Origin of the sequence: Trichocoleus sp. DQ-A1 (assembly GCF_039961955.1) — a bacterium.
Lineage (GTDB): Bacteria > Cyanobacteriota > Cyanobacteriia > Cyanobacteriales > FACHB-T130 > FACHB-T130.
Map to the genome: position 1 here is coordinate 57,941 of NZ_JAMPKE010000025.1, position 26,258 is coordinate 84,198.

Annotated in this window: 19 protein-coding genes, 1 tRNA gene and 1 CRISPR repeat array; of the genes, 13 read left to right on the plus strand and 7 right to left on the minus strand. The window is 46.7% G+C overall.

The features are described 5' to 3' along the window. Positions 1-120 precede the first annotated feature (120 nt). The 3 genes from NDI33_RS20230 to NDI33_RS20240 all read right to left on the minus strand — a co-directional run bounded on the left by NDI33_RS20230 (position 121) and on the right by NDI33_RS20240 (position 6,494). Positions 121-894: a DUF928 domain-containing protein gene (locus NDI33_RS20230; protein WP_190413370.1), complete on the minus strand. Its 774-nt coding sequence runs from the start codon at positions 892-894 to the stop codon at positions 121-123. 471 nt (positions 895-1,365) lie between these two features. Then, positions 1,366-3,864 (minus strand): CHAT domain-containing protein, encoded by a 2,499-nt coding sequence (locus NDI33_RS20235; protein ID WP_347275861.1) that lies wholly within the window; start codon positions 3,862-3,864, stop codon positions 1,366-1,368. 317 nt (positions 3,865-4,181) lie between these two features. Further along, positions 4,182-6,494: a filamentous hemagglutinin N-terminal domain-containing protein gene (locus NDI33_RS20240; protein ID WP_242033052.1), complete on the minus strand. Its 2,313-nt coding sequence runs from the start codon at positions 6,492-6,494 to the stop codon at positions 4,182-4,184. A gap of 726 nt (positions 6,495-7,220) precedes the next feature. Here NDI33_RS20240 and NDI33_RS20245 point away from each other — a divergent pair. Continuing rightward, positions 7,221-7,628, plus strand: a complete 408-nt coding sequence (locus tag NDI33_RS20245; protein WP_190673906.1) for a ChuX/HutX family heme-like substrate-binding protein — start codon at positions 7,221-7,223, stop codon at positions 7,626-7,628. 86 nt (positions 7,629-7,714) lie between these two features. After that, complete coding sequence (locus NDI33_RS20250) at positions 7,715-8,461, plus strand: DUF6816 family protein (RefSeq protein ID WP_190673909.1); 747 nt, start codon at positions 7,715-7,717, stop codon at positions 8,459-8,461. Positions 8,462-8,849: 388 nt separating this feature from the next. Here the strand turns inward: NDI33_RS20250 and NDI33_RS20255 are convergent, their stop codons facing one another. Further along, positions 8,850-9,284, minus strand: a complete 435-nt coding sequence (locus NDI33_RS20255) for an SRPBCC domain-containing protein (protein WP_190413358.1) — start codon at positions 9,282-9,284, stop codon at positions 8,850-8,852. A gap of 152 nt (positions 9,285-9,436) precedes the next feature. Between NDI33_RS20255 and NDI33_RS20260 the strand changes: the two genes are divergently transcribed. Together NDI33_RS20260 and NDI33_RS20265 are read left to right on the plus strand one after the other, a co-directional pair. Then, positions 9,437-10,828, plus strand: a complete 1,392-nt coding sequence (locus NDI33_RS20260; RefSeq protein WP_190673912.1) for a malic enzyme-like NAD(P)-binding protein — start codon at positions 9,437-9,439, stop codon at positions 10,826-10,828. Between the two features lie 178 nt (positions 10,829-11,006). Next, positions 11,007-11,897: a hypothetical protein gene (locus NDI33_RS20265; RefSeq protein ID WP_190673914.1), complete on the plus strand. Its 891-nt coding sequence runs from the start codon at positions 11,007-11,009 to the stop codon at positions 11,895-11,897. Positions 11,898-12,060: 163 nt separating this feature from the next. Here NDI33_RS20265 and NDI33_RS20270 read toward each other — a convergent pair whose 3' ends face one another. Beyond that, complete coding sequence (locus tag NDI33_RS20270; RefSeq protein WP_190673917.1) at positions 12,061-12,762, minus strand: peptidoglycan-binding protein; 702 nt, start codon at positions 12,760-12,762, stop codon at positions 12,061-12,063. Between the two features lie 384 nt (positions 12,763-13,146). Here NDI33_RS20270 and NDI33_RS20275 point away from each other — a divergent pair, with 384 nt between their 5' ends. Further along, positions 13,147-14,562 carry a hypothetical protein gene (locus NDI33_RS20275; protein WP_190673920.1) on the plus strand — a complete coding sequence of 472 codons (1,416 nt, stop codon included), beginning with the start codon at positions 13,147-13,149 and terminating at the stop codon, positions 14,560-14,562. A 409-nt stretch (positions 14,563-14,971) separates the two neighbouring features. Here the strand turns inward: NDI33_RS20275 and NDI33_RS20280 are convergent, their stop codons facing one another. Beyond that, a complete protein-coding gene (locus NDI33_RS20280) occupies positions 14,972-15,178 on the minus strand; it encodes a hypothetical protein (protein WP_190428615.1) in 207 nt (68 codons plus the stop codon). Between NDI33_RS20280 and rimP the strand changes: the two genes are divergently transcribed. The 6 genes from rimP (at position 15,178) to NDI33_RS20310 (ending at position 22,140) form a co-directional block, all read left to right on the plus strand. After that, positions 15,178-15,639, plus strand: a complete 462-nt coding sequence (gene rimP / locus NDI33_RS20285; RefSeq protein ID WP_190428614.1) for a ribosome maturation factor RimP — start codon at positions 15,178-15,180, stop codon at positions 15,637-15,639. The two genes, NDI33_RS20280 and rimP, sit on opposite strands and share 1 nt — an antisense overlap. Positions 15,640-15,757: 118 nt before the next feature. Beyond that, positions 15,758-17,086, plus strand: a complete 1,329-nt coding sequence (nusA, locus tag NDI33_RS20290; RefSeq protein WP_190529947.1) for a transcription termination factor NusA — start codon at positions 15,758-15,760, stop codon at positions 17,084-17,086. A gap of 49 nt (positions 17,087-17,135) precedes the next feature. After that, the gene (locus tag NDI33_RS20295) at positions 17,136-17,480 is read left to right on the plus strand and encodes a YlxR family protein (protein WP_190427456.1); all 345 of its coding nucleotides are present in this window, start codon (positions 17,136-17,138) and stop codon (positions 17,478-17,480) included. Between the two features lie 275 nt (positions 17,481-17,755). Further along, positions 17,756-20,818 carry a translation initiation factor IF-2 gene (gene infB / locus NDI33_RS20300; RefSeq protein WP_190673923.1) on the plus strand — a complete coding sequence of 1,021 codons (3,063 nt, stop codon included), beginning with the start codon at positions 17,756-17,758 and terminating at the stop codon, positions 20,816-20,818. Between the two features lie 112 nt (positions 20,819-20,930). Further along, entirely contained in the window at positions 20,931-21,596 is a 666-nt protein-coding gene (locus NDI33_RS20305) for a low-complexity tail membrane protein (protein ID WP_190673926.1), read from the plus strand. Between the two features lie 337 nt (positions 21,597-21,933). Then, entirely contained in the window at positions 21,934-22,140 is a 207-nt protein-coding gene (locus NDI33_RS20310) for a hypothetical protein (RefSeq protein WP_190413336.1), read from the plus strand. 50 nt (positions 22,141-22,190) lie between these two features. On the opposite strand, the gene NDI33_RS20315 is transcribed toward NDI33_RS20310, so the two are convergent. Next, on the minus strand, positions 22,191-22,745 hold the full coding sequence (locus tag NDI33_RS20315) for an alpha/beta hydrolase (RefSeq protein ID WP_190673929.1): 555 nt from the start codon (positions 22,743-22,745) through the stop codon (positions 22,191-22,193). Between the two features lie 405 nt (positions 22,746-23,150). Between NDI33_RS20315 and NDI33_RS20320 the strand changes: the two genes are divergently transcribed. Further along, entirely contained in the window at positions 23,151-24,809 is a 1,659-nt protein-coding gene (locus tag NDI33_RS20320) for a DUF1565 domain-containing protein (RefSeq protein ID WP_190435575.1), read from the plus strand. A 117-nt stretch (positions 24,810-24,926) separates the two neighbouring features. Next, a tRNA-Gly gene (locus tag NDI33_RS20325) sits at positions 24,927-24,998 on the plus strand. Positions 24,999-25,201: 203 nt separating this feature from the next. Then, a CRISPR array of direct repeats spans positions 25,202-26,114; the repeat unit is 37 nt; unit sequence CTTTCAAACCACCCCTAGTTGGGATGGTCGTTGAAAC. The last annotated feature ends 144 nt before the right edge of the window (positions 26,115-26,258 follow it).

Consider the following 26,258-nt stretch of genomic DNA (forward strand, 5'->3'; position numbering starts at 1 on the left):
TTTGATTTGGCAGCATCCGACTCAACTCGCCTGCTTTCCGTCTTAAGTATATTTACTGAACTAATTCAATCCTTTTCTGCCCTACTCTTAAATCCTCAAAACTTTAGATTTTCCCATAGCCTAGTTTAAAAGTGGCTTGGTAGCGATCGCTTGTAGCCCAATCGAGTTTAACAATTCCTGCCATGTTGAAGCCAAAGTTGCTTCACTCGGCTCTAAGCGTCTAGCTTCAGCTAAACTTGCTACGGTATCGAACCAAATCCCGTGTTTTCCATACAGAGCAGCACGCTCTAGTAGAGGTTGATTCTGAAGCTGGCTCATTACCTCGGAAGTGAGTTTAACTCGTCGAATTTCTCCTTGTACCCCAGGGCTACCGGGTCTGAGTCCTTGTTCGCCAATGATGATAAAAGTCCACCGATACTTCTTGTCAATTTCTAGAGGTGGCGCATTATCTGGAAGTTTGAAACTAAGAATGCCTTCTTGACTCGAAATCGGAATTTTTGCTTGGTAATGAAAATTGTTATTTTCGTCTACTAATCCAAAAAATATTTCCTTAGCAGAAGTTGGAGGTACATAAACCAAGAATGTTGGATGCTCTGCTACTGTCAACTTGCTTGTAGCTATTGGCACCAGCGGAGTCACGCACTCGCCTGTAGCGATTACTGCTTGAGGACATTCATCACCACGAGATGCACCTCCTGCGGTGTCATCTGGTTGTCCACTTCCTGGAGGTTCAAAGGTTACGCGACCTATCGAAGTACCGGCTAGAGTTTGAGATTGGTTAACCGACTCGGATTGGGCGATCGCTTTAGTCAAAAAGCTAGGAGCAATAATCAGTCCTAGTGATAAAAAAAATGCAACTAGCGTTTGAGTGGTAAAAGATTTGTGCTGTACCATTTTCTTACCTCAAAAAAAATATTGTACTGAATTTACACCTAATTATTACTGTAATAACACGTAGATTTCTTCAGTAGAAATACTTGGTTGTTGTAAGAAGTTCCCCAGCGAACAGTAATCATGTTTATGAACTTTTAGAGTTTCTATCGAAAGTTAAGGCTAAAAATAGGCAGATAAAGGGTTCGTGAATGCGAGATTCCCGACTTGGTTAAGAAGTTCGGAATCTGAACCGCTAGCTCATAACTCCAATAGGATTGCCATCAATACGGTTCGATTAGTAGAAATATGCAATAATTTTCGCTGCCTAGGAACAAGGGTTATCGAGGCTTTTTAATCTATTGCTGTTTAAGGAATCATCTTATCCGAACCGTTTTGCGATTGCTATGTTACCTGGGGGTAACTCTCTGTTAGCCTTATAGAAACAGAACCTCCAAAAATTGCAAAGTAAGTGGACTGAAAACTCCTACCTATTCAAAGCCAACTTCCTACTAAAATAAAAGATGACCAGTAAAAAGGATGAGCATATTTTGGCTGTTTTAGCAGAGCTATCTGTGCCTGACGAAGGGCTTTAACTTTGCTTTCTCCTTGTAAGAGTTGCTGATAAAATTCGCCCATAAGCTTAGCAGTGGATTCATCTTGCACTGACCAGAGAGTTGCTAAAGTACTGCGTGCGCCAGACCGCACGGCTACTCCTGCTAATCCTAATACCGCTCGCTTATCACCAGTTGCAGTTTGGCAAGCACTCAGAACTAATAGTTCAATCGGATTAAAAGTACTCGGATCTCTAGAACGTAATAAATTCTCGAATTCTTTGACATTTATCCTACCATTCCACGTCAGAATAAATGTAGAATCTGAGCTGGAGCTAAACTGCCCGTGAGTAGCTAAATGAACAACCGTAAAAGAATTTTTATTCAGATAGTTTTGTAAGTTTACTTCGGTAAAATCCTCATTTATAAATACTTTGGAAGGAACTTCAGACGCGATTTGGCTGACTTCAGCTCCTACTCCTGGCAATGCTGGAAAACCTTGTCGAGCTTCGGTAATTCCGCCTGCTAAAATTTTGTTTCGCTTTTGGGCAAGTAACTGGCTTAACGACGCACTTCCCACTCGTGGTGCAACCAACTGTAAACCCGGAGCTACTACTATATTGTATTTTTCAATGAGATATTGTTTACCGTCGTACAGCGCTGCCATTGGTAAACTTCGCAACGAACCGTCTAGCACAAATACTAAAGTGGCGATATTACTTTTGGTTAATTCAGTTTCAACAGGTTGGATTAACCAGCGATAAACTTGCTGAGACAGACGCAAACGAGCTTCACTTGAAAAAAATGGATTAAGAGATTCTAATAACTGCTCCAGCGTTTCTTCAATATCATTTTTCACTAGCCTAGTCGAGTAATGGCTGAGAGGTTTTCCGGGTAAAGATAAGATTACCTCTAAACGATTTGACAAAATAATGGGGTAGATGACTGCTGCTTGAGGATCGAGTTGATCGATTTGCTGGGGTTGAACATCTAAACAAGCTTCTCGAAAAAAGTTATCTAATTCTGCTAGATGTAGCGCTTCAATGACTTCGCGAGCTTGTTTAATATTGGTTTGGCTGGGATTAGGTTCTAACAGTAACTCTACTAACTCACGATAAATGGGTTCGACGTTTTCGCGAAAGGAAAGTTGAACGTCGGGATTCAGCGCGATCAAGTCGCTGCGGAGGGATTGTAAGGTATTGACAGCTTTGGTGTAAGCAGCGATCGCATTCGGAATATCGCCTTGCTGTTTGAGAAGTTTGCCGAGTTGTCCTTCCCAACGAGCCACAATACTAAAAGCATGAATTTCTTGCGCGATCGCGAGTGCTTGTCTCGTCAGATCCTCCGCTGGTTTCCATTGCTGCATTTGTTCGTACAGGTATCCGAGTTGACCCAGCGCGTAAGATTCAGCACGCGAGTCTTTAAGCATTCGCGCTTGTTCGACAGCTTTTGCTAATATCTGGGCAATCTCTTGAGAATTGACAATCTGCGATCGCTCTCCCCGATTTCCCAATTTTATGAGATTTCTAGCCAAGTTCACTCGACTGTAAACAGCAGCGCGACTAGGTAAGATACTCTCTAATTGAGACTGGATTTGGGGTAATAATGCTTGGGCTGCGGCTGGTTGTCCAGTTTCTACTAAAAGGCTTAATCGGTTCAGTTGGACTTCTAAAACTAAAGAATTGGGAGAACTCTCTACTATCTTTCGGTAGATTTCCAGCGCTTCTCTCGGTTTTTGTAAAGCTCTAAGAGTATTTCCCAAACTAAATAAACTAGCATTAATTTCTAAGGGAAAGTTTAGCCTTTGGGCGAGTGACAAACTTTGTTCTAAAACCTGCTGGGACTGAGTTAAATCTCCGACTACTTGTAAGGTAACTCCCAGACTTCGCAATCCTGATACTTTCAGCGAGGAATCTGGCAAGTTTTGCAACTGAGTATTTAATTGTTCTAAGTTTGTTTTAGCTTGTCGGTAGAGTCCTAATGCTTGCAAAGCTTGAGCTTGGTTTATCAAACTGCCTAATTTCCCAACGTCGTCGCCTGCTGAACCGTAAGCTTTTTCAGCTTGTTTCCATGTATCTAAAGCCGCTTCAGTTTGTCCCAATGCTAGCTGGAGGCTGCCTTGAGTATTCAAAACTTGGGCAAGAGTGGCTGCATCGGGTTGGGTTTGCAATAAGTTGAGACTTTGAGCGATCGCGTTTTTCGCTTGCTCCCATTGACCCAATTCTTGATAAGCGTTCGACAGATAGCTTAAAACGAGGGCAGCGTGGAGGCGATTGCCCTGCGCCTCCAGGTTTTCGAGCGCTTGTTGCCAGAATGCGATCGCTTCATTAAATCGTCCTGCTTCATACAGGGTTCTGCCTTGTTCTAGTACAAAGGCATCATTCTGTTTAGATTCTGAAGGAGCATCAGAATCCGGAATATTTTTAACAATTGATACCAATTGTGAATCAAAATAAGAAAATTTAAGATTAGTCTGCGCTAGTGCCGGTAAAAATGCTGTCACCAAAAAAAGTGTCAACAAGCTTAGCAAAATCCGATAATGAATACTTTTTATAAGCCACCTTATTTTTAGCATAAAAGTTTTTGCAAAATTAAAGGGTTATTCATATTCCTCTGTTTTTATCTGCGGCTCAAAAGATAAAAATTCTTTTGCAATAAGTTTCTCGCAATCTAAAGTTAGTTTTAAAATTTAATAACCCGCCAATAACACTAAAGAAAAGAGACGGAAGATTCCAGGAATGATTGAAGATTGTTATATTACTTAGAAACACTGCAACTAGCAATTTCATCCCAGGAACTTTGAGCCACACCATTGATAGATTTGGAAACCAACTCTACCTCACCATTAGAATTTTTTACCCATCCAGTTGCCTCCACCATTGGAGTACGTGCAGAGGCAGTCTTGGAAACGGGGACAGGTAAGGAGGTATTACCCCTAGGGAGGCGCAAATCCCGCCATACTGTACTTCCTAACAAAGTTTCATTGGGATCTGCTGGCAAACCGCCGCGTCCAGTGACAACAAAACTATTCCCCCTAGAAGCCAAACAACCTTGGGAAATTTGTTTGCTAATGTCAGTAAAATTTTCTGGTAGTGCAACTAAGCCAGAAGAAGGGTTCACATCAGCAGTATTAATTTGGACAATCCCACTGAACTGAGTTCCTCGACTAGAAGTGGCGGTGATATCGCTATTTGAAGTTTTAAAGATGCCGCTAGCATTGATTCTTACTTGACCCCCAAAGCTTTGTTGAGCATTGGCAGTAATATCGCTATTTTCTAACGCGACTAACGTTTTTGTATTAATAATGATGTTGCCACCATTGGTACTGATATCATTATTTGCAATTGTCTGACCCGTATCAAACAGGATGATGTTACTGGCATCAGTCGTAATTAGGCTGTTGCGCCACAATCGCAAATCTTGAGATTCAATCGTAATATTTCCCTGTTCCGCTTGTCGCTGAGTCGCTCTAATAATCGAGTTATTATCTAGCTCAACTATGGCAGCGCGAATATTAATATTACCAGCATTGCCTTTCCCAAAATTAGCAACATTAATTGTTGCCCGCTCCCGAAAGCTCAATCTGTTAGCAATTACTGTTACGTTACCCGAATTTCCCGTCAACGGCGGTGGAGAACTCGCAATATTGCTTAAGCTAGTCCTAGCATAAAAACCGCTACCAATTCCCCCAGTTGCAGAAGTTCCTCGTATTTGTACGTCATTGGCTCGAACTGTTATGTTGCCACTTTGACCTGCGCCAAAGGTAGACACAGAGATCACCGCTCCATTTTCAAGAGATAGTTGTTTAGCATCAATAATGACATCACCGCCAACTCCAGTTGAGGCAAAAGTAGGATTAGAAAAAATACCCGTCAGACGCGATCCATTTGCTGAAAGACCGCCCAAGAGAACATTCCTCGCTTGCACTCGTAAGGTACCAGAATTCCCTGAAGCGTTAGTCCCCATACCAATGGATGCTCCATCTCTTAGTAGCAACCTATCTGTTGTAATTGTTAAATTGCCGCCTTTTCCCTCACCATTCGTCTGAACAAAAAAGCCGCTACCGATTCTGCCATCGGCTGTTCTACCAATCAGTTCTACAGTATCCAAAACATTGATGGTGGCGCTTCTCCCCGGTTGAGATCCTTCTGTGAGGGATACGATGAGCGAACCTTGTTCTAGTTTCAGATTTCGGCTTTGTATCTGAAACGAACCTCCCTGTGCGCCGCTGCTATCCACTGAAGCAGCACCCGATAAATTAATACTTCCTAATTCTGCAAGTTGTTGTTCATTGTTGAAGTTGATTTGTTCGCTGCTGACTTGCATTGGCAATGAGCCACGAGTAACTGACCAAAGCTCAATTGCTCCCGACTCAGCTTTTAAATTACCGCCCTCTAAGGCGATTTCTCCCCCGACTAAAGCTAAAGTTTTCCCAGGTTGCACCGCTAGACCCTCGGTTTTCGTATTCGGCTCTAGTCCGCCTGTTTGTCCGAACCTGAAATTGTGTCCCGATCCTTGAACGCGAATAACTCCTGCGTTTGAATCGTTAAATTGTAAGCCTATCGGAACATTTATCGTTAGCAATGGGGGGGCGCTAGGCTTAGTAGCGCTAAACTCAGTTCCATTGCTAAATCGAATGGTGTTAGCAGTCGAGGCGAGAAAGGAACCACCTATATTGAGTTTGGCATTTGAGCCAAAAGTAATGCCGTTGGGATTGATAAAAAACAAATTAGCTGTGCCGTTCGCTTGAATCAATCCATCAATATGAGAAAGATTGCTACCTGTAACGCGACTGAAGATGTTTTGAGTCTCTACGGCGTTGTTGAAGAAAGCTTCAGTATTTATAGGAATGGAAAATTCTGTAAAGCTATGAAATAGATTGCCGCCTACTTGCGTGCCGCCCTCAATTCGGATGGCGTTGCCTTCTGGGATAGTAATAGTATTATTTTGCAGCGTAGCATCCGGAATAATTTGTGCTAAGGTGCAGCTAGAATTATTTAACCATAAAAGGAAAATCGTACCAGTCACCCAGAGAAAATGACCAGGCTGGCTCACAGTTTTTAAACTCAAAGGTAGCGCTTGCCTACAGTATACGCGATCTACAACTTGCCCTAGGGAAAATACACCCTAAACTTCTAGGGAAAGGTAGATTGTAATACAAAATGTGGGATGGATAGCTCCTATAAAATAGTTTATCATTCCCGTGTTTTCCTGAATAGATGACCTATTAAAAAAGGGATTTGCGCTCAAAGAGTACAACAACAGGAATTTAGATGGAGAGGTTTAAGTTGTGTTAGTCAAAAGATAAATAGACGGATTAGAGAGAATGTTGGCAATTTGGTTCTGGCTAAAACCGAATTGGCTGAAGCTATGGAAGAGATTCGCCTTTTCGCCTGAAAGAGTTCCGCCAGTGATGTCGAAGTGAACCGGAAATCGTCTTTTAAGACATCGCCCTTCTGTATAATATGGATGCCAGTGCCATCGGTCGCAGAGACAATCGACTGTGCCTGTGCCGCTGCGCTGAATGCAAAAGCATTCCCATGCAAAAGCTAGAACAAGGGAAGAAAGAAAACCGAAAACAATTGTGCTGGGTTTTAGTTGCTTGGTGGCTTTGTTCGGAGTTTCAATAAATAGCTAATTTGATGCGTGGATGATTTTGTATGCTTTAAAATGAGGGAAATTGATTATTTAACATGAGGTTTCTGCCAAAAACCTCAGGATAACTTAGAGAATCAGTTATCCTAACATCACATTAATGTCAACAAAGCTTTACTTTTTCCAACATTCAAATTTACCATGAAAGCTAATCTGAAAGAATTTTTAGAATCCTGCGAAAATTTAGGAACACTGCGTCTGATTGTGACCAGCAGTGCTGCTGTTTTGGAAGTACGCGGCCCGCTGAAAAAGCTGTTTTATGCAGAATTACCTAAAGGTAAGTACGCTAATATGCACGCCGACATATTCGAGTTTCATCTGAATATGGATGCTATCAAGCAGGTAAAATTTGAGACAGGCGAATCAAAACGGGGTAACTTTACTACCTATGCTATTCGCTTTCTGGATGAGAAAAATGAACCCGCCTTGAGCGCATTTCTCCAGTGGGGAAAACCAGGAGAATACGAACCAGGACAAGTAGAAGCATGGCAGTCTCTTCAGGAGAAATATGGAGAAGTTTGGGAACCAGTACCCATTGATTCGGTGTAGTCGAAATGCTTGAAAACCCGGTAAATTGAGGATCTTTCTGTGTTTAAAAGCTATCTAAACCTACAAACAAACCCCCGCTTACCTTGATGCGACGAGTCTTTTGGGGTTGTTTCCTAATTTTGGGGTTGCTGCTGTGGGGAGGGGAAGCGCAGGCGGGGGGTTTGGCTGACCGTTTGGCGCAGTTTCCTCACTGGGACAGCAAACCACCCGTCAGCGCCGCGAAGGGCGACTTAGTTTATCCTGACTGGATGGAAGGTACTTGGAACGTTACCAGTACGTTAGTGGATTTAGTGGCACCCTTAGCGCCAGAAATTGTGACGCCTGGGTTTGAAAGTAATCGTCGCCAGCTGAATCAGCCCGTTAGTTTCCCCGTGCGATTCAAAAATCAAGACGCGATAACTGTCTCAACAAAAGGCAAAAATCAGCCGGTAGTGGCAGATCGGGCGTTTAACGGGTTGAGTATCGGGAAGGCATATTTAGGCGATCGCGCGATCTTATCGGTCAAAGTCGATCCCAATTCTCCCAATCGTCAGGTGACTTTACTGCGAGGCGATCGCCAGCTAGTCTCAATTGTCACGAGTCGAGGCACCGAAACACTCGCCCCAGATCGATTTATTGCCACAGAAGTGTCTCAGCAAGTCTTTCGCGGCACCCCTCAGCCGTATTTCAATACAGTGGAAACCACAACTGCTTATCAATGGATTCACTCATCCATTGAAGCCGATCAAGTAACAGCAATTTACCTCTCGCCTCAAGATCCAGACTATTTCAAAGCTGTCGCTCGACCCGTTGCACTTTATCGCTATCAACTACAACTTTTGCCAGTTGAATAGCTAAACGCGATAAATGGCGTCTCTACGTGACTTCAGATCGGGGTACATGGATAGACGGCTCCACAAGCAAGCTAGACAATTGCTTGCCTAATCTAGCCCTACTTCTTTGCTTTCGAGAAGTCCGCACCTTATATAAAGTAAAAAACCGTGGGAGTTGGAGTTCCACGGCTTCTGAAGGAGTCTTATCTTAAAACAATCTTATTCGGCAGCAACTTATAGAAAAGGGCTGGTAACAGTTTTTGTAACCGAATTTCCTTAGCGGGTAGCAGTCGCGGCTATATAGACAAAACCCAGATGGTGCGGGGGTTTTAATTTCATCAGTTCGCAACGGGAGACTGAGTTTATATCGCCGCGATTTTTAATTGCCAAGGCAAGGTGTTCCCAGAATTTACATCCGTTCCACATAACGCTTCAACTCCCGCGCCATCCGCTTGATGCCTTGCTGCTCATCATCCCGAATGAAGGGCATAAATACACGAGTCAGCACCCCTGAGAACGTGTTGCGGTGGAAGTATTTAGTCCGTCCAATACCAATCTCTTGCAACTCAAAGACATACTCATTCTTAAAGCCAGGAATCGAGGAAACCCAAGCGAGGCATAGTCCAGACTGCACTCTAGTAATCAACGGCTGAAACTCTGTTTCCTCCTCACCCGGTACGCGCCGCACAGAGAGTAAAACTTCTTCCCCCTGCTTAAATGGCACCGTTGGGTCGAGGTCAAATAAAAAAGTGTTCCACTTGTACCACTTTTCTTTTTTCAACAGAACCTGCCAAACTTCCTGCTTAGGAGCATTAATTTCAATTTCGGTATAGAGACTCGCCATTATCGCGGCAGCTAATCCGGTAGTGTAACTGGGTACAATTGGAAACTTGCAGCTCCTTTAGGCTAGGAGCGAACAATTTTGGATTTTGGAGGAAAGGATTTTAGATTCCCAATCCAAAATCTATCATCTTAAATCTAAAATCCTTAGTCAGCATGGTCAACCTAACACCCAACTCTAGCTTCAGTTTAACGATTCGCCTCCAGATTCCCAATCGCACTGGGATGTTAGCAAGCATCACCACCGCGATCGCTAGTGTCGGCGGTAACATCGGTCAAATTAGTTTAATCGAGCGGACTCGCAATATTGTGGTGCGAGAAATCACCGTCGATGCTGCCAGCACGGAACACACCGAACAAATTGTGCAAGCCGTGAAAGGATTGCCAGATGTCAAGGTAATCGATGTCTACGATTGCACCTTTAACTTGCACCGCGGCGGCAAAATCGCGATGCAGAGTAAGATTCCGCTGAAAAGTCAAGCCGATTTAGCAATGGCTTACACTCCCGGCGTCGGTCGCATCTGTATGGCGATCGCATCTGACCCGGAACAGGTTCACACTCTCACGATTAAACAAAACACGGTTGCGATTGTTACCGATGGTAGCGCTGTACTGGGATTGGGCAACTTGGGCGCAGCCGCATCGTTGCCGGTAATGGAAGGCAAAGCGATGTTGTTTAAAGAATTTGCCGGGATTGATGCCTTTCCGATTTGCCTAGATACCCAAGACACAGATGAAATTATCCGCACGGTAAAAAATCTTGCCCCAGTCTTTGGCGGCGTTAACTTGGAAGATATTGCTGCCCCCCGTTGTTTCGAGATTGAAGCGCGACTGCGGCAGGAACTCGATATTCCGGTGTTTCACGACGATCAACATGGCACCGCAATTGTTAGCCTTGCCGCACTGATTAACGCCCTCAAATTAGTGAAAAAATCCTTAGCGGATGTCCGAATTGTGATCAATGGGGCGGGTGCTGCTGGGGTAGCGATCGCTCGTTTGCTCAAGAAAGCGGGCGCACAATCCATCTGGATGTGCGATTCTAAAGGCATTCTCTCCAGCCAACGCACCGACCTCACCCCGGAAAAGCAAGAATTTGCTGTCGAAGCCAGCGGTAACTTGGCAGATGCCATGCAACAAGCTGATGTCTTCTTAGGCGTCAGTGCGCCCGGAGTTGTAACGCCGGAAATGGTGCGTTCGATGGCAAAAGATCCGATTGTCTTTGCAATGGCGAATCCCATTCCTGAAATTCAGCCAGAATTAGTCACAGAAGATGTCGCGGTCATGGCAACCGGGCGCAGCGACTACCCGAATCAAATTAACAACGTCCTTGCTTTCCCAGGCGTCTTTCGCGGGGCACTCGATTGTCGTGCGGCGACCATTACCACCACGATGTATCTAGAAGCCGCTTACGCGATCGCTTCTTTAGTCAAACCCTCCGACCTCGACCGGGAAAACATCATTCCCTCCGTGTTCGACCCGCGCGTTGTCAATGCCGTCGCCGGTGCTGTGCAAGCCGCCGCCCGTCAAGAGGGCATCGCCCGCCACTAAGAGAGAAAAGCAGCTGGTTCCAGGCGCAATCGTATCGCGTCTGGAACCGGAAAGTGGGGAAGCGACCAACAATCGACTCCCCATTTTCATCTTTGAAATAGTTTGCTCTACAGATAGAGTTTCAATTTTCTAGATATTGGAAGAATAAGGGGGAATACTGCGTTCTTGCTAGGGAATAATGAGCTTTAGTTTCTTTGACCTCTTCTGGGTATTTCTGGCTGTCAGCTCGATCTTGCCCGCCTTCCAACAACGCCGCTTGGCTTTTCAGCGAGTGCAAGCCTTGCGGAATTTCGAGCGATCGCGCAATAGTCGAGTGATTTTGCTAATTCACCGGCAAGAATCGATTAGCTTTCTAGGAATTCCCATCTCCCGCTACATTAGCATTGAAGATTCAGAACAGGTGCTACGGGCAATTCGCCTCACACCTCCCGAAGTTCCCATCGATCTGATCTTGCATACCCCAGGTGGTTTGGTACTAGCAACCGAGCAGATTGCTAGAGCGTTGATTCGCCACCCTTCTAAAGTCACCGTGTTTGTACCCCACTACGCCATGAGCGGCGGCACCATGTTAGCTTTAGCATCTGATGAAATCGTCATGGATGCCAACGCTGTCTTAGGGCCAGTCGATCCCCAGTTGGGAAATATGGCCGCGGCGAGTGTCCTCAAAGTCCTTGAACAGAAGCCGATTAGCGAAATCGACGACAACACGATCATCATGGCAGACCTATCGCGTAAAGCGATGGATCAAGTGCAACGGTTTGTCCGAACCCTCCTAAAAGACAATATTCCCCAACCGAAAATTGCTCCTGAAAACATCGAACGGATTGTGGACGCTATCACTACAGGGCGCGTCACCCATGACTATCCGATTACAGTCGAAGAAGCCACAGAGCTTGGTATGCCAATAACGGTAGGGCTGCCAATGTCAATCTATAACTTGATGGATTTCTATCCGCAGCCCCAAGGCGGACGTCCAAGCGTGCAGTACATTCCCATGCCCTACGAACGTCCCCCAATTTTACCCCCAGCGCCAAAGGGCAGACCGATCCCAGAGAATGCAAAGTCTTAAGCTGCCCTGAGATTGAATTTTCCCAGAAGTTGAGTCTGGATAATTGTCAGTAGTCAGTAGTCATAAGTCTTTTAAATAATGATTCCTAACCACTGACCGATTATCCATTCCCAACTCAGCGCGATCGCTATGCGATTTAGACCCACAGCACCTTAAAGATTTATCAGCTTGAAGGCGATGGTTTTGGGCTGGGAGCCGGGTATGGACTTGGACTCGGCGTTGGTCTTGGCGATGGGCTAGGACTAGGACTTGGTCTTGGGGATGGCGATGGACTCGGACTCGGCGTTGGGGTGGCGCGGGGCGTTGGCGCGGGACTCGGTGTTGGCGATGGCGCTAGTGTTGGTTCTGGCGCTGATTGGGGTGTTGGTGTTGTCGCTGGCGCTGGCGATTGCTGTTCAAATCCGAGGATTCTTCTTGCTTCTTGGTCGAGTCTCTGACGAACTGGTAACGTAGCAATGCCAGTTACCGGCAAATTAAATTGTCTCTGAAACTGCCTGATAGCATCTTCAGTGCGCGGACCATAAAATTGGTTACGGGGAAGGGGCGGATTTGGCTTAACGACAAGATTCAAGTTTGCCTGAAGAATTCTAACGATATTTGCGGCATAATCCTGTGTCTTCGGCCCCGCTGTAGCATCAACAGGTGTTAGCTTATATCCCTGCTGAAACTCGCGGATAGCCCTTATCGTGGCTTCATCCGTCAGAGTATCTCCAATCGTGACGTTATACCCAAAGCCGCGCAACAAGGAACGAAATTCCCTTGGCGTGTAATCGCGGCTGCGTTCGGCTATAGCTACTTGATAACTAACTAAGCTGGCGGTTATGGTTATCACCGCAGCTAAAGGCATTCCAAACCTATTCCACATAGCTCAATCTCCTCACTCACTCACTGATTAAGCGCGATAGCGATTTGAACAGTTACAGTTTAAGCTGAATTGAGCATTCTACCGTTTATTTTTCGCAAGCGATCGCTACAACCGCCAATCGCGATCGCGTCGCGTGCGCTACCGGGTTCGACCTTTCACTATGCTGATATCCGATAGAATCCTTCTATTTTGAAGGCAACATCAGCAATTGGTGAACAATTAGTGGTATCAAATATGACTAAAGCTTCAGAGGGTCTGTCAAGCTGATAATTGGTAATTGAAGATTGTGATGGATGCTAGCTAGGTAGTAGGTAGCAGCTTTTTCGCCATTACGTTTTTTTCCATTACCGATTCCCGATTACCAATTACCTCATCTTCCTTTCCATGTCACCTCAAAAATTGGCAAAGACTCCCCAATCCCGCCGTAACTTGTGGTTTGAACGTGTGATGGCACTTTTGGCAGTGGCTAACTTGGGCTTAGTGCTGTTCGACTTAACTTACATTCCGCTGCGCGATTTCTACCTGCGGGAATTTCGCAGCATTACCCGAATCTATGACCCCATCAAAGGTATTGAACCCCATCGAGAAACCCAGCAGTACCTAGAGACAGTAGAAAAACTCAAAGCACAGCTGCAACAGACAGAAGGATTGCAGTCGCCAGAGGTGGCAACTTTACTGGAGGAACTGCGCCAACAAAGTGTGGAAATGATTGAGACAAACCCGTTTGCAGAGGCGAATAAGACAGGGACTCTGGAAAAAATCAAAAATCGGATGCGTCAGCGCGTTGGCAATGTCTCTGCCAAACAATCTTTTAGCACCTTTTGGAGTCTGCCTTATTTATCCCAAGCTGGCGTGGAAAAAGAAATTACCTTTTATAACCAAGAAATTCAGCCTTTGATGGCAAGAAATTATTTTCGCCCAGTTGGGGAAACAGGTAATTTCGTTGACTACTTCTGGAAAATCGATCTCTGGTTTATCATTCCCTTTGGCATTGAGTTTCTGCTTCGTACCTACTATATCCACCGACGTCACCATAGTCTCACTTGGCTCGAAGCAATGATGTGGCGCTGGTATGATATTTTCTTGCTGCTACCTTTTTGGCGGTGGCTGCGCGTCATTTCAGTTTTCATGCGCCTACACCAAGCACAATTATTAAACTTAGAATCAATACGAGTGCAAATTAACCGAGGATTTGCGGCAAACTTTGCAGAAGAATTGGCAGAAGTCATTGTGATCCGGGTAATCAACCAGCTACAAGGGTCGATTCGTGGCGGAGAACTGACTCGGTGGTTATCAGGACGGGAGGCTCGTCCTTATGTTGACATTAACAATGTTAATGAAGTAGAAGCGATCGCTACCTTATTGATGAAAGTAACTGTCAATCAAGTTCTACCAAAAATTCAGCCAGATTTAGAGGCAATTCTACAGCACAACATTGAAAAAATTCTCAGCCAATCTCCCCTCTATCGGGGACTCCAGCAAGTACCTGGGGTGGGTACTATCCCCACGCAGATAACTGAAAAACTGGTCAAAGAAATCTCACTTGCAGCCTACAACACCCTCACTGCCTCTTTGGAAGACGATCCGGTTGGCGCAGAACTTTCCAAACAGCTGATAGAACACTTCACTGAAGCCTTAGGATCGGAGGTGCAAAGACAGCAGACTGCTCAGAAAATTCAATCTTTACTTTTCGATATGTTGGAGGAGATGAAACTCAACTACGTCCAACGCTTGTCCGATCAAGATTTGGAACAAGTGTTAGAAGAAACACGGGCGATCCGTCAGATTGTCAAGCAATAATTTAAATTTGTATGTCAATTGCTGATGTCAATCTCTAACTTGAATCCTCAATAAGGATTCAAATTTAGTCTTGGATTTTGCTAGGACAGTACTGAGACTGCTTAGCTTGGATAAGAAAATGTTTGAAAAGTAGTATTGGCATCTGGGAAGGGTTATTTATTTAGTAAACTACCTGCCACAAATTCTAAAAAACTGCCGCAAAAGCACCAAATTCCCGATAGATAAGGAGTGTCATAACCAATTTTTCAGACATTCTCTACTAATCTCAATTTCTAGCATTCTTTCCTCGATGTTTCTAGAGAGTTTCCGATCGCGTTCGCGCCGCCACTCAGAAGAAAAGTTGTTCTTCTACAGAGTCTTCATCCCGCGCTTGCACGCGCCTACGCTAATAATCCTCAGTCCAATTTTCCTAGCCCTTCAGGCACCGAGCATCGGTGCCTATCTCTTTTTTCTTATCTTCCCTCAGCGCTCGGTTGACGACTCGCCACTGGCATACCGCTTGAGCTAAACTCAAAGTTAGGAAGGCGAATCCATCAGGATTCGTCCAGAGACTTCTTGGAATATAGTGTTCGCAGGAAGTGGGGCAGCACCCACTTTTTTTATTGGAGTTTTCCAATGACTCATCCCCTGATTCCACAAATTATTGATTTAGCAGCGCCAGTGGCAGAAGCCTTGGACTTGGAAGTAGTCGGGGCGGTTTTTCACACCAACCAACGCCCACCCGTGCTACGCGTGGACATCCGGAATTGCAACGCTGACACAGGGCTGGATGACTGCGAACGAATGAGTCGGGCATTGGAGGCTGCTTTGGATGCAGCGAATTTCATTCCTGATGCCTATGTCCTGGAAATTTCTAGTCCCGGTATTTCGCGTCAGTTGACGACAGATCGGGAATTCATCTCCTTCAAGGGATTTCCCGTAATTGTCACCACATCCGAACCCTACGAAGGTCAGCAAGAGTGGACGGGGCAACTGATTCGTCGGGATGAAGAGGGTGTTTACCTCAACCAGAAAGGTCGAGCGATCGCCATTCCCCGCCAAATGGTCAGCCGAGTGCAGCTGGATGAAAAACGGTAATTGAGCTGTCAGCTTAGTAGTTAGTCCTCAGTGGTTCGCAAGGAAGTTGCCGCTTGACCACTGACCGATTACCAATTACCAGTTACCAATTACCAATAGCAATTAGCGAGGTTTTTTTATGTCAATGGTTAGTCTACGCGGACTTAAAGAGCTAATCGATAAAATTAGTGTAGAGCGCAATTTACCCAAAAGTGCCGTACAAGCAGCCCTACGAGAAGCTTTATTGAAAGGATACGAGCGATATCGTCGTACCCAGAACCTCGACAAACATCATTTTGATGAAGAGTACTTTCAAAACTTTGAAGTCGAACTCGACCTAGAACAAGAAGGAGAAGAAGGCTTCCGCGTTTTGGCGACCAAGACCATCGTTGAAAAGGTGAGTAGTGGCGATCATGAAATTGGTCTAGAAGAAGTGCAGAAAGTCGCGCCTGAAGCAGCGATTGGCGACACGGTGGTTTTAGATGTGACCCCCGATCAAACTGAGTTCGGTCGCATGGCAGCAATTCAGACCAAGCAAGTGCTATCGCAAAAACTGCGAGATCAGCAGCGCAAACTCGTCGCAGAAGAGTTCCAAGAACTGGAAGGAACCGTTTTGCAGGCGCGGGTACTGAGATTTGAGCGGCAATCCGTGATTCTAGCTGTCAGTAGTGGGTTTAGTCAGCCAGAAGTAGAAGCCGACTTACCGAAACGGGAACAGCTACCCAACGACAATTACCGTGCCAATGCAACCTTCAAGGTATTTCTCAAAAAAGTACGCGAAGGCCCAGCGCGGGGGCCACAATTGCTAGTGTCTAGAGCTGCCGCAGGTTTAGTCGTTTATCTCTTTGCCAACGAAGTCCCAGAGATTGAGGATGAGGTGGTGCGGATTGTAGCAGTGGCGCGGGAAGCAAATCCTCCGTCTCGTCACGTTGGCCCGCGAACTAAAATCGCGGTCGATACCCTGGAGCGCGATGTGGACCCCGTCGGAGCTTGTATTGGTGCCAGAGGATCGCGGATTCAAGTGGTAGTGAATGAATTACGTGGCGAAAAAATTGATGTAATTCGTTGGTCGCCCGACCCATCTACTTATATTTCCAATGCTCTCTCGCCCGCACGAGTGGATGAGGTGCGTCTGATTAACCCAGATGCTCGTCAGGCTCATGTTTTGGTAGCGGAGGATCAATTAAGTTTGGCGATTGGTAAAGAAGGCCAGAATGTCCGTCTAGCAGCCCGCCTGACTGGTTGGAAAATAGATATTAAAGATATTGCCAAGTACGATTACGAAGCGGAATCTCGGAACATGGCAGCGATCGCAGCCGCTCGGCAAGCCCAAGAAGAAGCTGAATATGACGAAGCCGACGATGAACTCGAAGAACTGGAAAGACCGGCAGCAGTTTCTAGCTGGCAGCAGAACGGTGACGATTTTGATGATGTAGATGTAGATGAAGTGGAAACCACGGAAGTTTAGATTTGAGATTAAATCTTCAATCCAAAATCTACACTCCCCATTGCTTGAGATGGAACCAAACTACCGCCGTTGTGTGAGTTGCCGCCAAGTCGCGCCAAAATCGGCGTTTTGGCGAATTGTCAGAGTCTATCCGTCCCAGCAGTTACAATTAGATCGGGGGATGGGGCGATCTGCCTATCTTTGTCCCCAAGAAAGTTGTCTGGTAGCAGCTCAAAAAAAAAATAGGCTGGGCAGAGTGCTCAAAGTACCTGTTCCAGAAGCACTGTACCAAACCCTGTGGCAGCGCCTAGCTACTAAACTTGAAGGCTGCGATCGCTCCTTGTCAAGAAGCGAATCCAGCCCTCAAGAACGTTGCCTCCCATCCGCATCAGACCTAAAACAGCCGTCCGAATGAGATATTGTAGGAAAGAAGCCCAAAAAAAGCGACGTGCCCCAAATTGTAAAGATTTGTGCAAAATTAGAAATAGAAGTGTTTCACTATCCTTAGGGATAGGGAATTTACTTGGTGATAAACAGACTTCCCATAAGTAGCTTGGATATCATTAGTAGAAGTATAGGCAGCAAGTTAAAGCTTCACACCCATTAGGCAGTAAGCAAATGATCAACAAGTTGTCGTTCAAGCAGATGGTTATGGTGTAAAAACTGGTAGGATTCGAGGGGAAAGACTGGATGAACAACGGCAAAGTAAGAATTTACGAGTTATCGCGGGAATTGGATTTGGAGAATAAGGATATTCTAGGAATTTGTGAGCGGCTCAATATTGCAGTCAAGAGCCACAGCAGCACAATAACTGAATCGGAGGCGGAGAGTATTCGCTCGGCGGCAGAAAAACAGGCAGCAGCCCGACCAGCTTCACGTGCGCGGGCTCCAATGGATCAACGTAAAACAGCACCGCCAGCCGCTCAATCGGTGCGACCCCGGCTAGAAAACAAGCCGCAAATTCTGGAGATTCGTCAGCATAAATCTGGGTCTGGTTCTAACGCACCACAACAGCCGGGAGAACAGGTCGCGATTCCTCCCCAACCACCAGTAAGACAGCAGACGCCATCACCCATGAAGCCGACAAGTCTGAATAAACCAGTGCGTCCTAGCCAGCGGGATAATCCTCCTGTAGTAGAAGTAGTAGAAGCAGAAAAACTACAGGTAGACCCAGTAGAGGCTCCTCCTATTCCAGCTCCGAAAGCTGTTGAACCAGCTCCCCATCTGGTTGAACCTCCCATGCGACAAGCAGGGGAGCGTCCTGCGCCAAGTAATGTGGAGCGGCCTGTATTAAAACGTGCCAAGGTAGAAACACCTATTAGCTCGCCTGTCAGCGCACCCCAAAGAGTAGGACCAGCGAGCGGGGCACCCGAAAGAACTAACGCCTCGGCTCCTCCTGCCCCCGTCAGAACGGAGCGACCTGCCCCCCCAGCTCCACCACGAGTTCCAGAACTGCACTCGCCCCCCCAAAGGCCAGTGCGACCTTCCATGCCTGTTGGTAGACGCCCAGGCGGTGCTGGTGACACGCAATTAGAACCTGGTTCCAGTCGCTCGAAGCTACTACGGGACGAAAATGATGAAGGTTTGGGAACGCCCGATACTCTGGGAGAAGAGGCAAGAAAACCGAATCCCCCCCGTCTCGTTGGTCCCAATAAGCGAAAACCTGAGTGGGAAGATGAGGAAGAAGAAAACCCAGATAAAGCAGGCAAGGCAGGTGCTAAAGCCAAGCGTCGGGTTCAACCCCTCATTGATGACGACGAAGACTTTGACACGGATTTAGAGGAATTGCCAGCAGCATTACAGGTGAGTCTATCTGTGGCTCGTCCTCCCAAGCAGCAGAAAGCTCGTCCAGCCAGCCCAGTCGTGGTGGCAGCGGAAAGAGAGAAGCGGAAGCCTCAAATGCAGCGCGGCGAAGGGCAAAGCAACGATCGCGATCGCCGTCGAGAACCTGCTGCTAAAGCAGAACGTCCGGAAAATCTGGTGTTAACGGGCAGTATGACCGTTCAAGAACTTGCTACGGCCTTAGCAGTTCAGGAAACAGAGATTATCAAAACTCTGTTCTTTAAAGGCTTTGCGATCAATATCACCCAAACCCTAGATATCCCAACCATCACAATGGTGGCGAAAGAACTGGGCGTAGAAGTGGAGACGCAAGAAGAACAAGCTGCGGCGACAAAAGTAACGGAGATGGTGACAGAGGAAGACCTCGATCACCTGCAACGCCGTCCGCCAGTAGTGACCATTATGGGTCACGTAGACCACGGGAAAACAACTCTGCTCGATTCCATCCGCAAAACCAAGGTAGCGCAGGGAGAAGCTGGGGGAATTACTCAGCACATCGGTGCCTACCATGTGGATGTGGAATATGAAGGAAAAACTCAGCAAGTTGTGTTCCTAGACACCCCCGGTCACGAAGCCTTTACAGCAATGCGGGCGAGGGGAACGCGAGTCACCGACATCGCTATTCTGGTGGTTGCTGCCGATGATGGTGTCCAACCCCAGACAATTGAAGCAATCAGCCACGCGAAAGCTGCTGAGGTGCCAATTGTTGTGGCGATCAACAAAGTTGATAAACCGGATGCCCAGCAAGACCGTGTGAAGCAAGAGTTGACCCAGTACGGTCTGCAACCCGAAGAATGGGGCGGCGATACCATCATGGTTCCCGTGAGCGCCATCAAAGGGGAAAACTTGGATACCCTGCTGGAAATGATTTTGATCCAGGCCGAAGTTTTAGAACTCTCTGCAAACCCAGACCGCGCAGCTAAGGGTACGGTAATTGAAGCCAATCTAGATAAGTCGAGAGGCCCAGTTGCTACCTTGCTGGTGCAAAATGGTACGTTGCGAGTTGGTGATGTCCTGGTAGTTGGCTCAGTATTGGGCAAAGTCCGGGCGATGATCGACGACCGGGGAGATCGGGTAACGGCAGCGGCACCATCGTTCGCGGTGGAAGTGTTGGGCTTGAGCGATGTCCCAGCGGCTGGCGATGAGTTTGAAGTCTATCCAAACGAAAAAGAAGGTCGCGCGATCGCAAGTGTCAGAGCCGACGAGCAACGCCAGTCACGCCTGCAACAGGTCATGGCATCGCGCCGAGTCACTTTGAATACCCTCTCAGCTCAAGCGCAGGAAGGCGATCTCAAAGAACTCAACTTGATTCTGAAGGCAGACGTTCAAGGTTCCGTAGAAGCTCTTCTGGGCGCGCTCGGACAGCTGCCACAAAATGAGGTACAAGTTCGGGTGCTGTTAGCGGCTCCTGGAGAAGTCACCGAGACAGACGTTGACTTAGCGGCTGCCAGTGGCGCTGTAATTGTTGGATTTAATACCACCCTTGCCAGTGGTGCACGCCAAGCAGCGGATCAAGCAGGTGTCGATGTGCGCGAATACAACATCATCTACAAACTGCTAGATGATATTCAAGGTGCAATGGAAGGTCTGCTAGAACCGGAGCAGGTGGAAGAGCCTCTGGGTCAAGTCGAAGTCCGGGCTGTCTTCCCAGTCGGTCGTGGCTCCGTCGCTGGTTGCTATGTGCTGTCGGGTAAAGTGGTTCGTAACTGCCGAGTGCGGGTGCGCCGCAACAGTCAGATAGTTCATGATGGCGTCTTAGATTCCCTCAAGCGGATGAAGGAAGATGCCAAGGAAGTCAATGCTGGATACGAATGCGGCATCGGAGTCGATCGTTTCAATGCCTGGGTAGAAGGCGACATTATCGAAGCTTACCAAATGGTTAGCAAGCGCCGTACTCTCTCGCCAAATTAAGGCAAAAGTCAAAAGGCAAAAGTCAAAAGAAAGAAAAAAGGAAATAATCTCCTTTGCCTTTCTTCTGACTTTTGCCTTTTATTTTGCTTTTTGCCTTTTTACTACTTGTAATATGCGCTCTTTTTGGTTGGAACCGTTCTTGTGGATTCATCTTGCTGGTCTGGCGACAGTTCCCATTTGGTTGGAACTATGCTGGCTGGGTTTGGCAGTTGGCGATCCCGTGTTGCCGGTGTCGTTGGAACTTTTTTTGGTTGCAACTGTAGGTATTGCACCCATACTGTGGATGCAGTTGAGCCGTCCTTTTAACATTTTTAGCATCCTGGCAGTGGCCCTGAAGCCAAGTCAACTGACGCTTAACCAGCGACGCCTGTTGTCACAGTTCAAGTCACCTACAAACCAATTAGTAGCCGTTCTAGCAGCTGGTTTCATGCTGTGGGTATTGTGGCTAATCTATCAGGCAGCACCGCTAGTGGCAACTGTTACACCGCTTCCCCCGGAGTGGCGGTTCGCTGGACTTCTAGTAGCGGCATTGACATTTCTGGCAAGCAATTTGTTCTTGCAGATACCACTGAGCGTGGCGCGAGTCCTTTTGACTAATGAAGCAGCATTTTCTGCTACGCAACCCTGTTCAGCAGAAGAAATTCCGCAACAATTTACAATTCCGGGACTACAGGTCAATCAAATCTTACCTTCGGAAATTTCCGAGACATCGGCGATATCAGCCAACTCTGTAGAACTAATAAATGCAGGAATAGAAGCCCCAGCGTCCTCCGACTAATCTAAAAAAGAGATTTTTCTTCAAGGTTCTTGGTTTTTCAGCACATGGGTGTCTATGTAGAAAAGCTTTCAGCAACTGGCGTACCCCAAAAAGTTTTGGCTGGTTGACTAGCGAGATGTTACTGACAGCACAAATCCCGCCAACCTAACTGCGTTATCCTAAGAATAGACATAGAAATTTGTTAAATAGTCATCAGCGGGCAGTCAATTTTAAAGATTAGATTTAGAGATTAGATTTTAGAGTGGGTTGTAAATTCACAATTTAAAATCAAAATCTAAAATAGAATTGCTGAAGGCTGATAGCTGAAAACTCCTTGTTCCCTTAATTTAAGGTGCATATGATCAGGTTTCCTGCTTCATCAACCAGCCAATTCTCCGGCAATACCAAAATCTGGGAAAGCCTCAAGCAAGCGATCGCATCCAGTTCTGGGTTTCAGCGCTGGGAGATAGAACACCCGTTGGATAACGACCGCCTTCAGGAGTTCAACCTTGATTATCGGGTTCGCCGGTATCTGCGCGAAACCCTAGAAACTCTTGCTTATTAGTCATTAGTCATTCGTTCGGTAGCCAAGAACGAATGACTAACGACCCATCACTACTGACCAATTCTGATTAAATCACTTAGATTGGGCAATCCCTGTCCCAATCGCTTGAGTTTGCCAAAAACCTCAGCAAGGCGATCGCCCTCCACATGAACTTCTGAGGTTGGGTAATTTTCTAAAATTTCAATCAAGGTAATCTGATTGTCTGGAAGCGCTGAACTCATCACAGCTCCTCGCAAAGACTGAATGTTTGCGCCATTTCCGGGAGTATGAACCACGTCACTGACTTGACCCAAGACTAATTCCCCAATCTGGTTATTGAGTACCCGATCTAAAATGAGGGCATTCACCTTAACTTCTTGCGTTAGGGTTTTTCGCAAATCCTCAGGTTTTCTTCCTGCCATAGCCAAATAAGCACGTAGCGCTGGCGAAATTTCACCCGTTTCAGCAAAAGTTGTGAGTTCGGGAACAGATACCGATTCCCTTAGAAAGCGGTACTTCAGCACGACTGTATTGGCAGCATCCGCACGAGAGGGGCTAAACAAAATACCCGTAGCGGCGGCTAAAGAGAACACGAAAGGTAGCGATCGCAGCAGTAGAGAGCGCATAAGGAACCTGAAAACAGCTTAGAGATAGCACAGTTGTGCTATCTCTACTTTGACGATACTGGATGCCGATGGGTTGCATCCTCCTGCTCAAGTAACAACTGCTTTTGAATCATCCCTCTCGCCTGGATGAGCCTAAGCCAATGTTCTTAAATTTATAAAACCTTAGCCTTATGGGCATTTCAGGGTTTACATCGCCTGAATTTTCTTTGCAGGGGCAAGTTGCCATGTTGGGAACTGATAATATTCGCAACTTGTCATCAAACGTAATTGTGAATATTAATATTAGCGACGCAAGTGCATACACCAAGTATGTATAGCTTTCCAGCGTAAAAAAATATCCCAATTGGTGAGTCTCTAAGTTACTAAATCGTACAGTTAATAATGCACATCAAAAGCATCAAACGTATGACACCCCAGGGTTTTCCCGATCGTTTCTCCCATTCTTCTAGCATCCGTTTCGCCAAACGTTTCGCTGGTGTCGTACCCGTCCGGGCGTCCCTGCTAAGCGCTTTATTACTTTGGTCTGGCGGGGTCATGGCACTTCCTGCGGCTGCCCTTACCCCGCCATCAACGCAGATAGCTCAACTTCCTGCAAGCGCGAACGTTGTCTACGTCAACCAATCCACGGGCAACGATACTGCCAGTGCTGGCACCAGTGAAAACACACCCTATCGCACTATCACCTACGCCCTCCAGCAAGCCCGCTCTGGCACAGTCGTACAATTAGCTCCAGGTTCCTACACGGCTGACACGGGTGAAGTTTTCCCCCTCCTGGTCAAACAAGGCGTCATTCTGCGCGGCGACGAGCAAAGCAAAGGGCAGACTGTAGCGATTATTGGCGGCGGCGGCTATGTTAGTCCCACCTTTTCCGGTCAGAACATTGCAATACGAGCAGAGAAAGACAGTGAAGTCAGAGGATTGACCATCACTAACCCGAATCGTCGGGGAACTGGACTGTGGATTGAATCTACCAATGCAACAGTCAGCAACAACACCTTTTCGAGCAACGACCGAGAAGGAGTTTTCGTCACCGGGACAGCTACCCCCAAAATTGAAAGCAATATCTTTACCAGAAATAAGGGGAATGGCATTTCAGTCGCTAAGACAGCGCAAGGAGAAGTCCGCAACAATCTGTTTCAAGAGACGGGGAATGGGATTGTCCTAACTGAGACGGCATCGCCTTTGCTCGCAGACAACCGCATTGTCCAAAACGTTGATGGAATCGTCGCCTCCAACTCCGCTGCCCCAGTCCTGCGTAACAACATTATTGAGGCAAACACGCGGTATGGAGTCGTAGCAAGCGGAGATGCCCAGCCCAATTTAGGGACTCAAGAGAATCCTGGGCAAAATCGGATTCGCAACAATGTTCGTTTCGATGTTGCCAACCTAACGCGCACGAATACTATCATCGCGGTCGGCAACGATATTGATTCTAAGAAGATTTCCGGGCGCGTGGATTTTGTGGCGACGTCGATACCTAGCGGTGGTTTTGCCGATGTTCAAGGGAACTGGGCGCAAGCCTATATCGAAGCTTTAGTTGCTAAAGATGTAATTGCTGGTTTCCCTGATGGGACTTTCCGCCCCAACGAACCTGTCACCCGCGCTCAGTTTGCCGCGATTATCAACAAGGCTTTTTCACCAGCACAGATACAGCCTGGGATTAATTTTGTCGATGTCAAAACTAATTATTGGGCTTATCAAGCGATTCAAAGCGCTTACCGGGGAGGCTTTTTGTCTGGGTATCCGGGTCAAGTTTTTAGAGCCGAACAGCGCATTCCCAGAGTGCAGGTTTTAGTTTCTTTAGCGAGTGGTTTGAAGTTGCGCTCTGAGGATACAAATGTGCTGTCTGTTTACAACGATGCCACCCAGATTCCTAGCTGGGCCAGCACAGCGATCGCTGGCGCAACTCAGAAACAGCTGGTGGTCAACTATCCCACTCTGGCTCAGCTCAATCCTAGTCGTGATGCCACCCGTGCTGAAGTCGCCGCTTTTGTCTACCAGGCGCTGGTGAATGCCGGTCGTGCTGAGGCGATTTCTTCACCTTATCTAGTCAAGGCTCCATAATCGCGACTCAACGTTAAGATGTATCGCGCCAGTTTTCCAATTACTGGATGCTGGCGCTCGATCGGTCGTATAATAAAAGTTAACCATCAGTAGACTGCTGATCGTTAACCTCAAAATGCGGGTATAGTTCAGTGGTAGAACGTCACCTTCCCAAGGTGAATGTCGTCGGTTCGAGTCCGATTACCCGCTTTTCTAGTGTACAGTGACTAATTATTTGTCGTCGGTGACAGATTGTTGTCGTCGGTGACAGATTGTTGTCGTTGTGACAAATTAATGTCGCTAAAGTAGCAGTGACAAATTAGTGTCGTCTTGCTGCATAAAAATATCTGAATAAAAAATGCCAGATTGGGAAGCTGACGTTCCTTTCAATCCACTCTGTTTTTTGTTTAGCTCTTTCAAACCACCCCTACCCCTAGTTGGGATGGTCGTTGAAACTACCCTAGCAAGCAAAGTATTAGCCGTTGGTGAAGCCTTTCAAACCACCCCTAGTTGGGATGATCCTTGAAACTGGTGACGGATTGAATTTAGATTCTACTAATTTCTTTCAAACCACCCCTAGTTGTGATGGTCGTTGAAACAAGGAAGTTTCCGCAGCGATCGCAGAAAGTGGACTACTTTCAAACCACCCCTAGTTGGGATAGTCGTTGAAACTATTCAGCCTGTTGATATGTCTGACGCTGTAGTAGACTTTCAAACCACCCCTAGTTGGGATGGTCGTTGAAACCCCAAGGATCTGCTGGAGTGTCTGGTGTAGTGTACTTTCAAACCACCCCTAGTTGGGATGGTCGTTGAAACCGGAGCCAGCTCAAACCTCTTGAACCAATGGATTCTTTCAAACCACCCCTAGTTGGGATGGTCGTTGAAACATAACAAGAAGGCATGGAAAGCCTACGACTGGTATCTTTCAAACCACCCCTAGTTGGGATGGTCGTTGAAACTCCTTGGCAAGCCACCGAACATCATCATCTGGTTCCTTTCAAACCACCCCTAGTTGGGATAGTCGTTGAAACCTCAATCTGGAGCGCCAGATTGAGATTTTTTTTTAAACTTTCAAACCACCCCTAGTTGGGATGGTCGTTGAAACTTTTGAATATAGTAGTGGGCGACACTCACTTGTTTTTCTTTCAAACCACCCCTAGTTGGGATGGTCGTTGAAACTCTACATTCTCGCGATCGCGGGAATCCTCCTCTTGTACACTTTCAAACCACCCCTAGTTGGGATGGTCGTTGAAACGTAGTTTCAAGCGTCTTGAAAAGTCAGAGCAGTTCTTTCAAACCACCCCTAGTTGGGATGGTCGTTGAAACTCTGCTTTTCGTAGCGATCGTTTAAATCCTTGGTAGTCCTAAAGATGTAAGGATAGGAGAGATACCGTTCCATCAGAAGCACTATGTCTGATTCCCAACCAACTTGCCCGGTTTGTCAGTCAACTCATGTCGTCAAAAACGGCA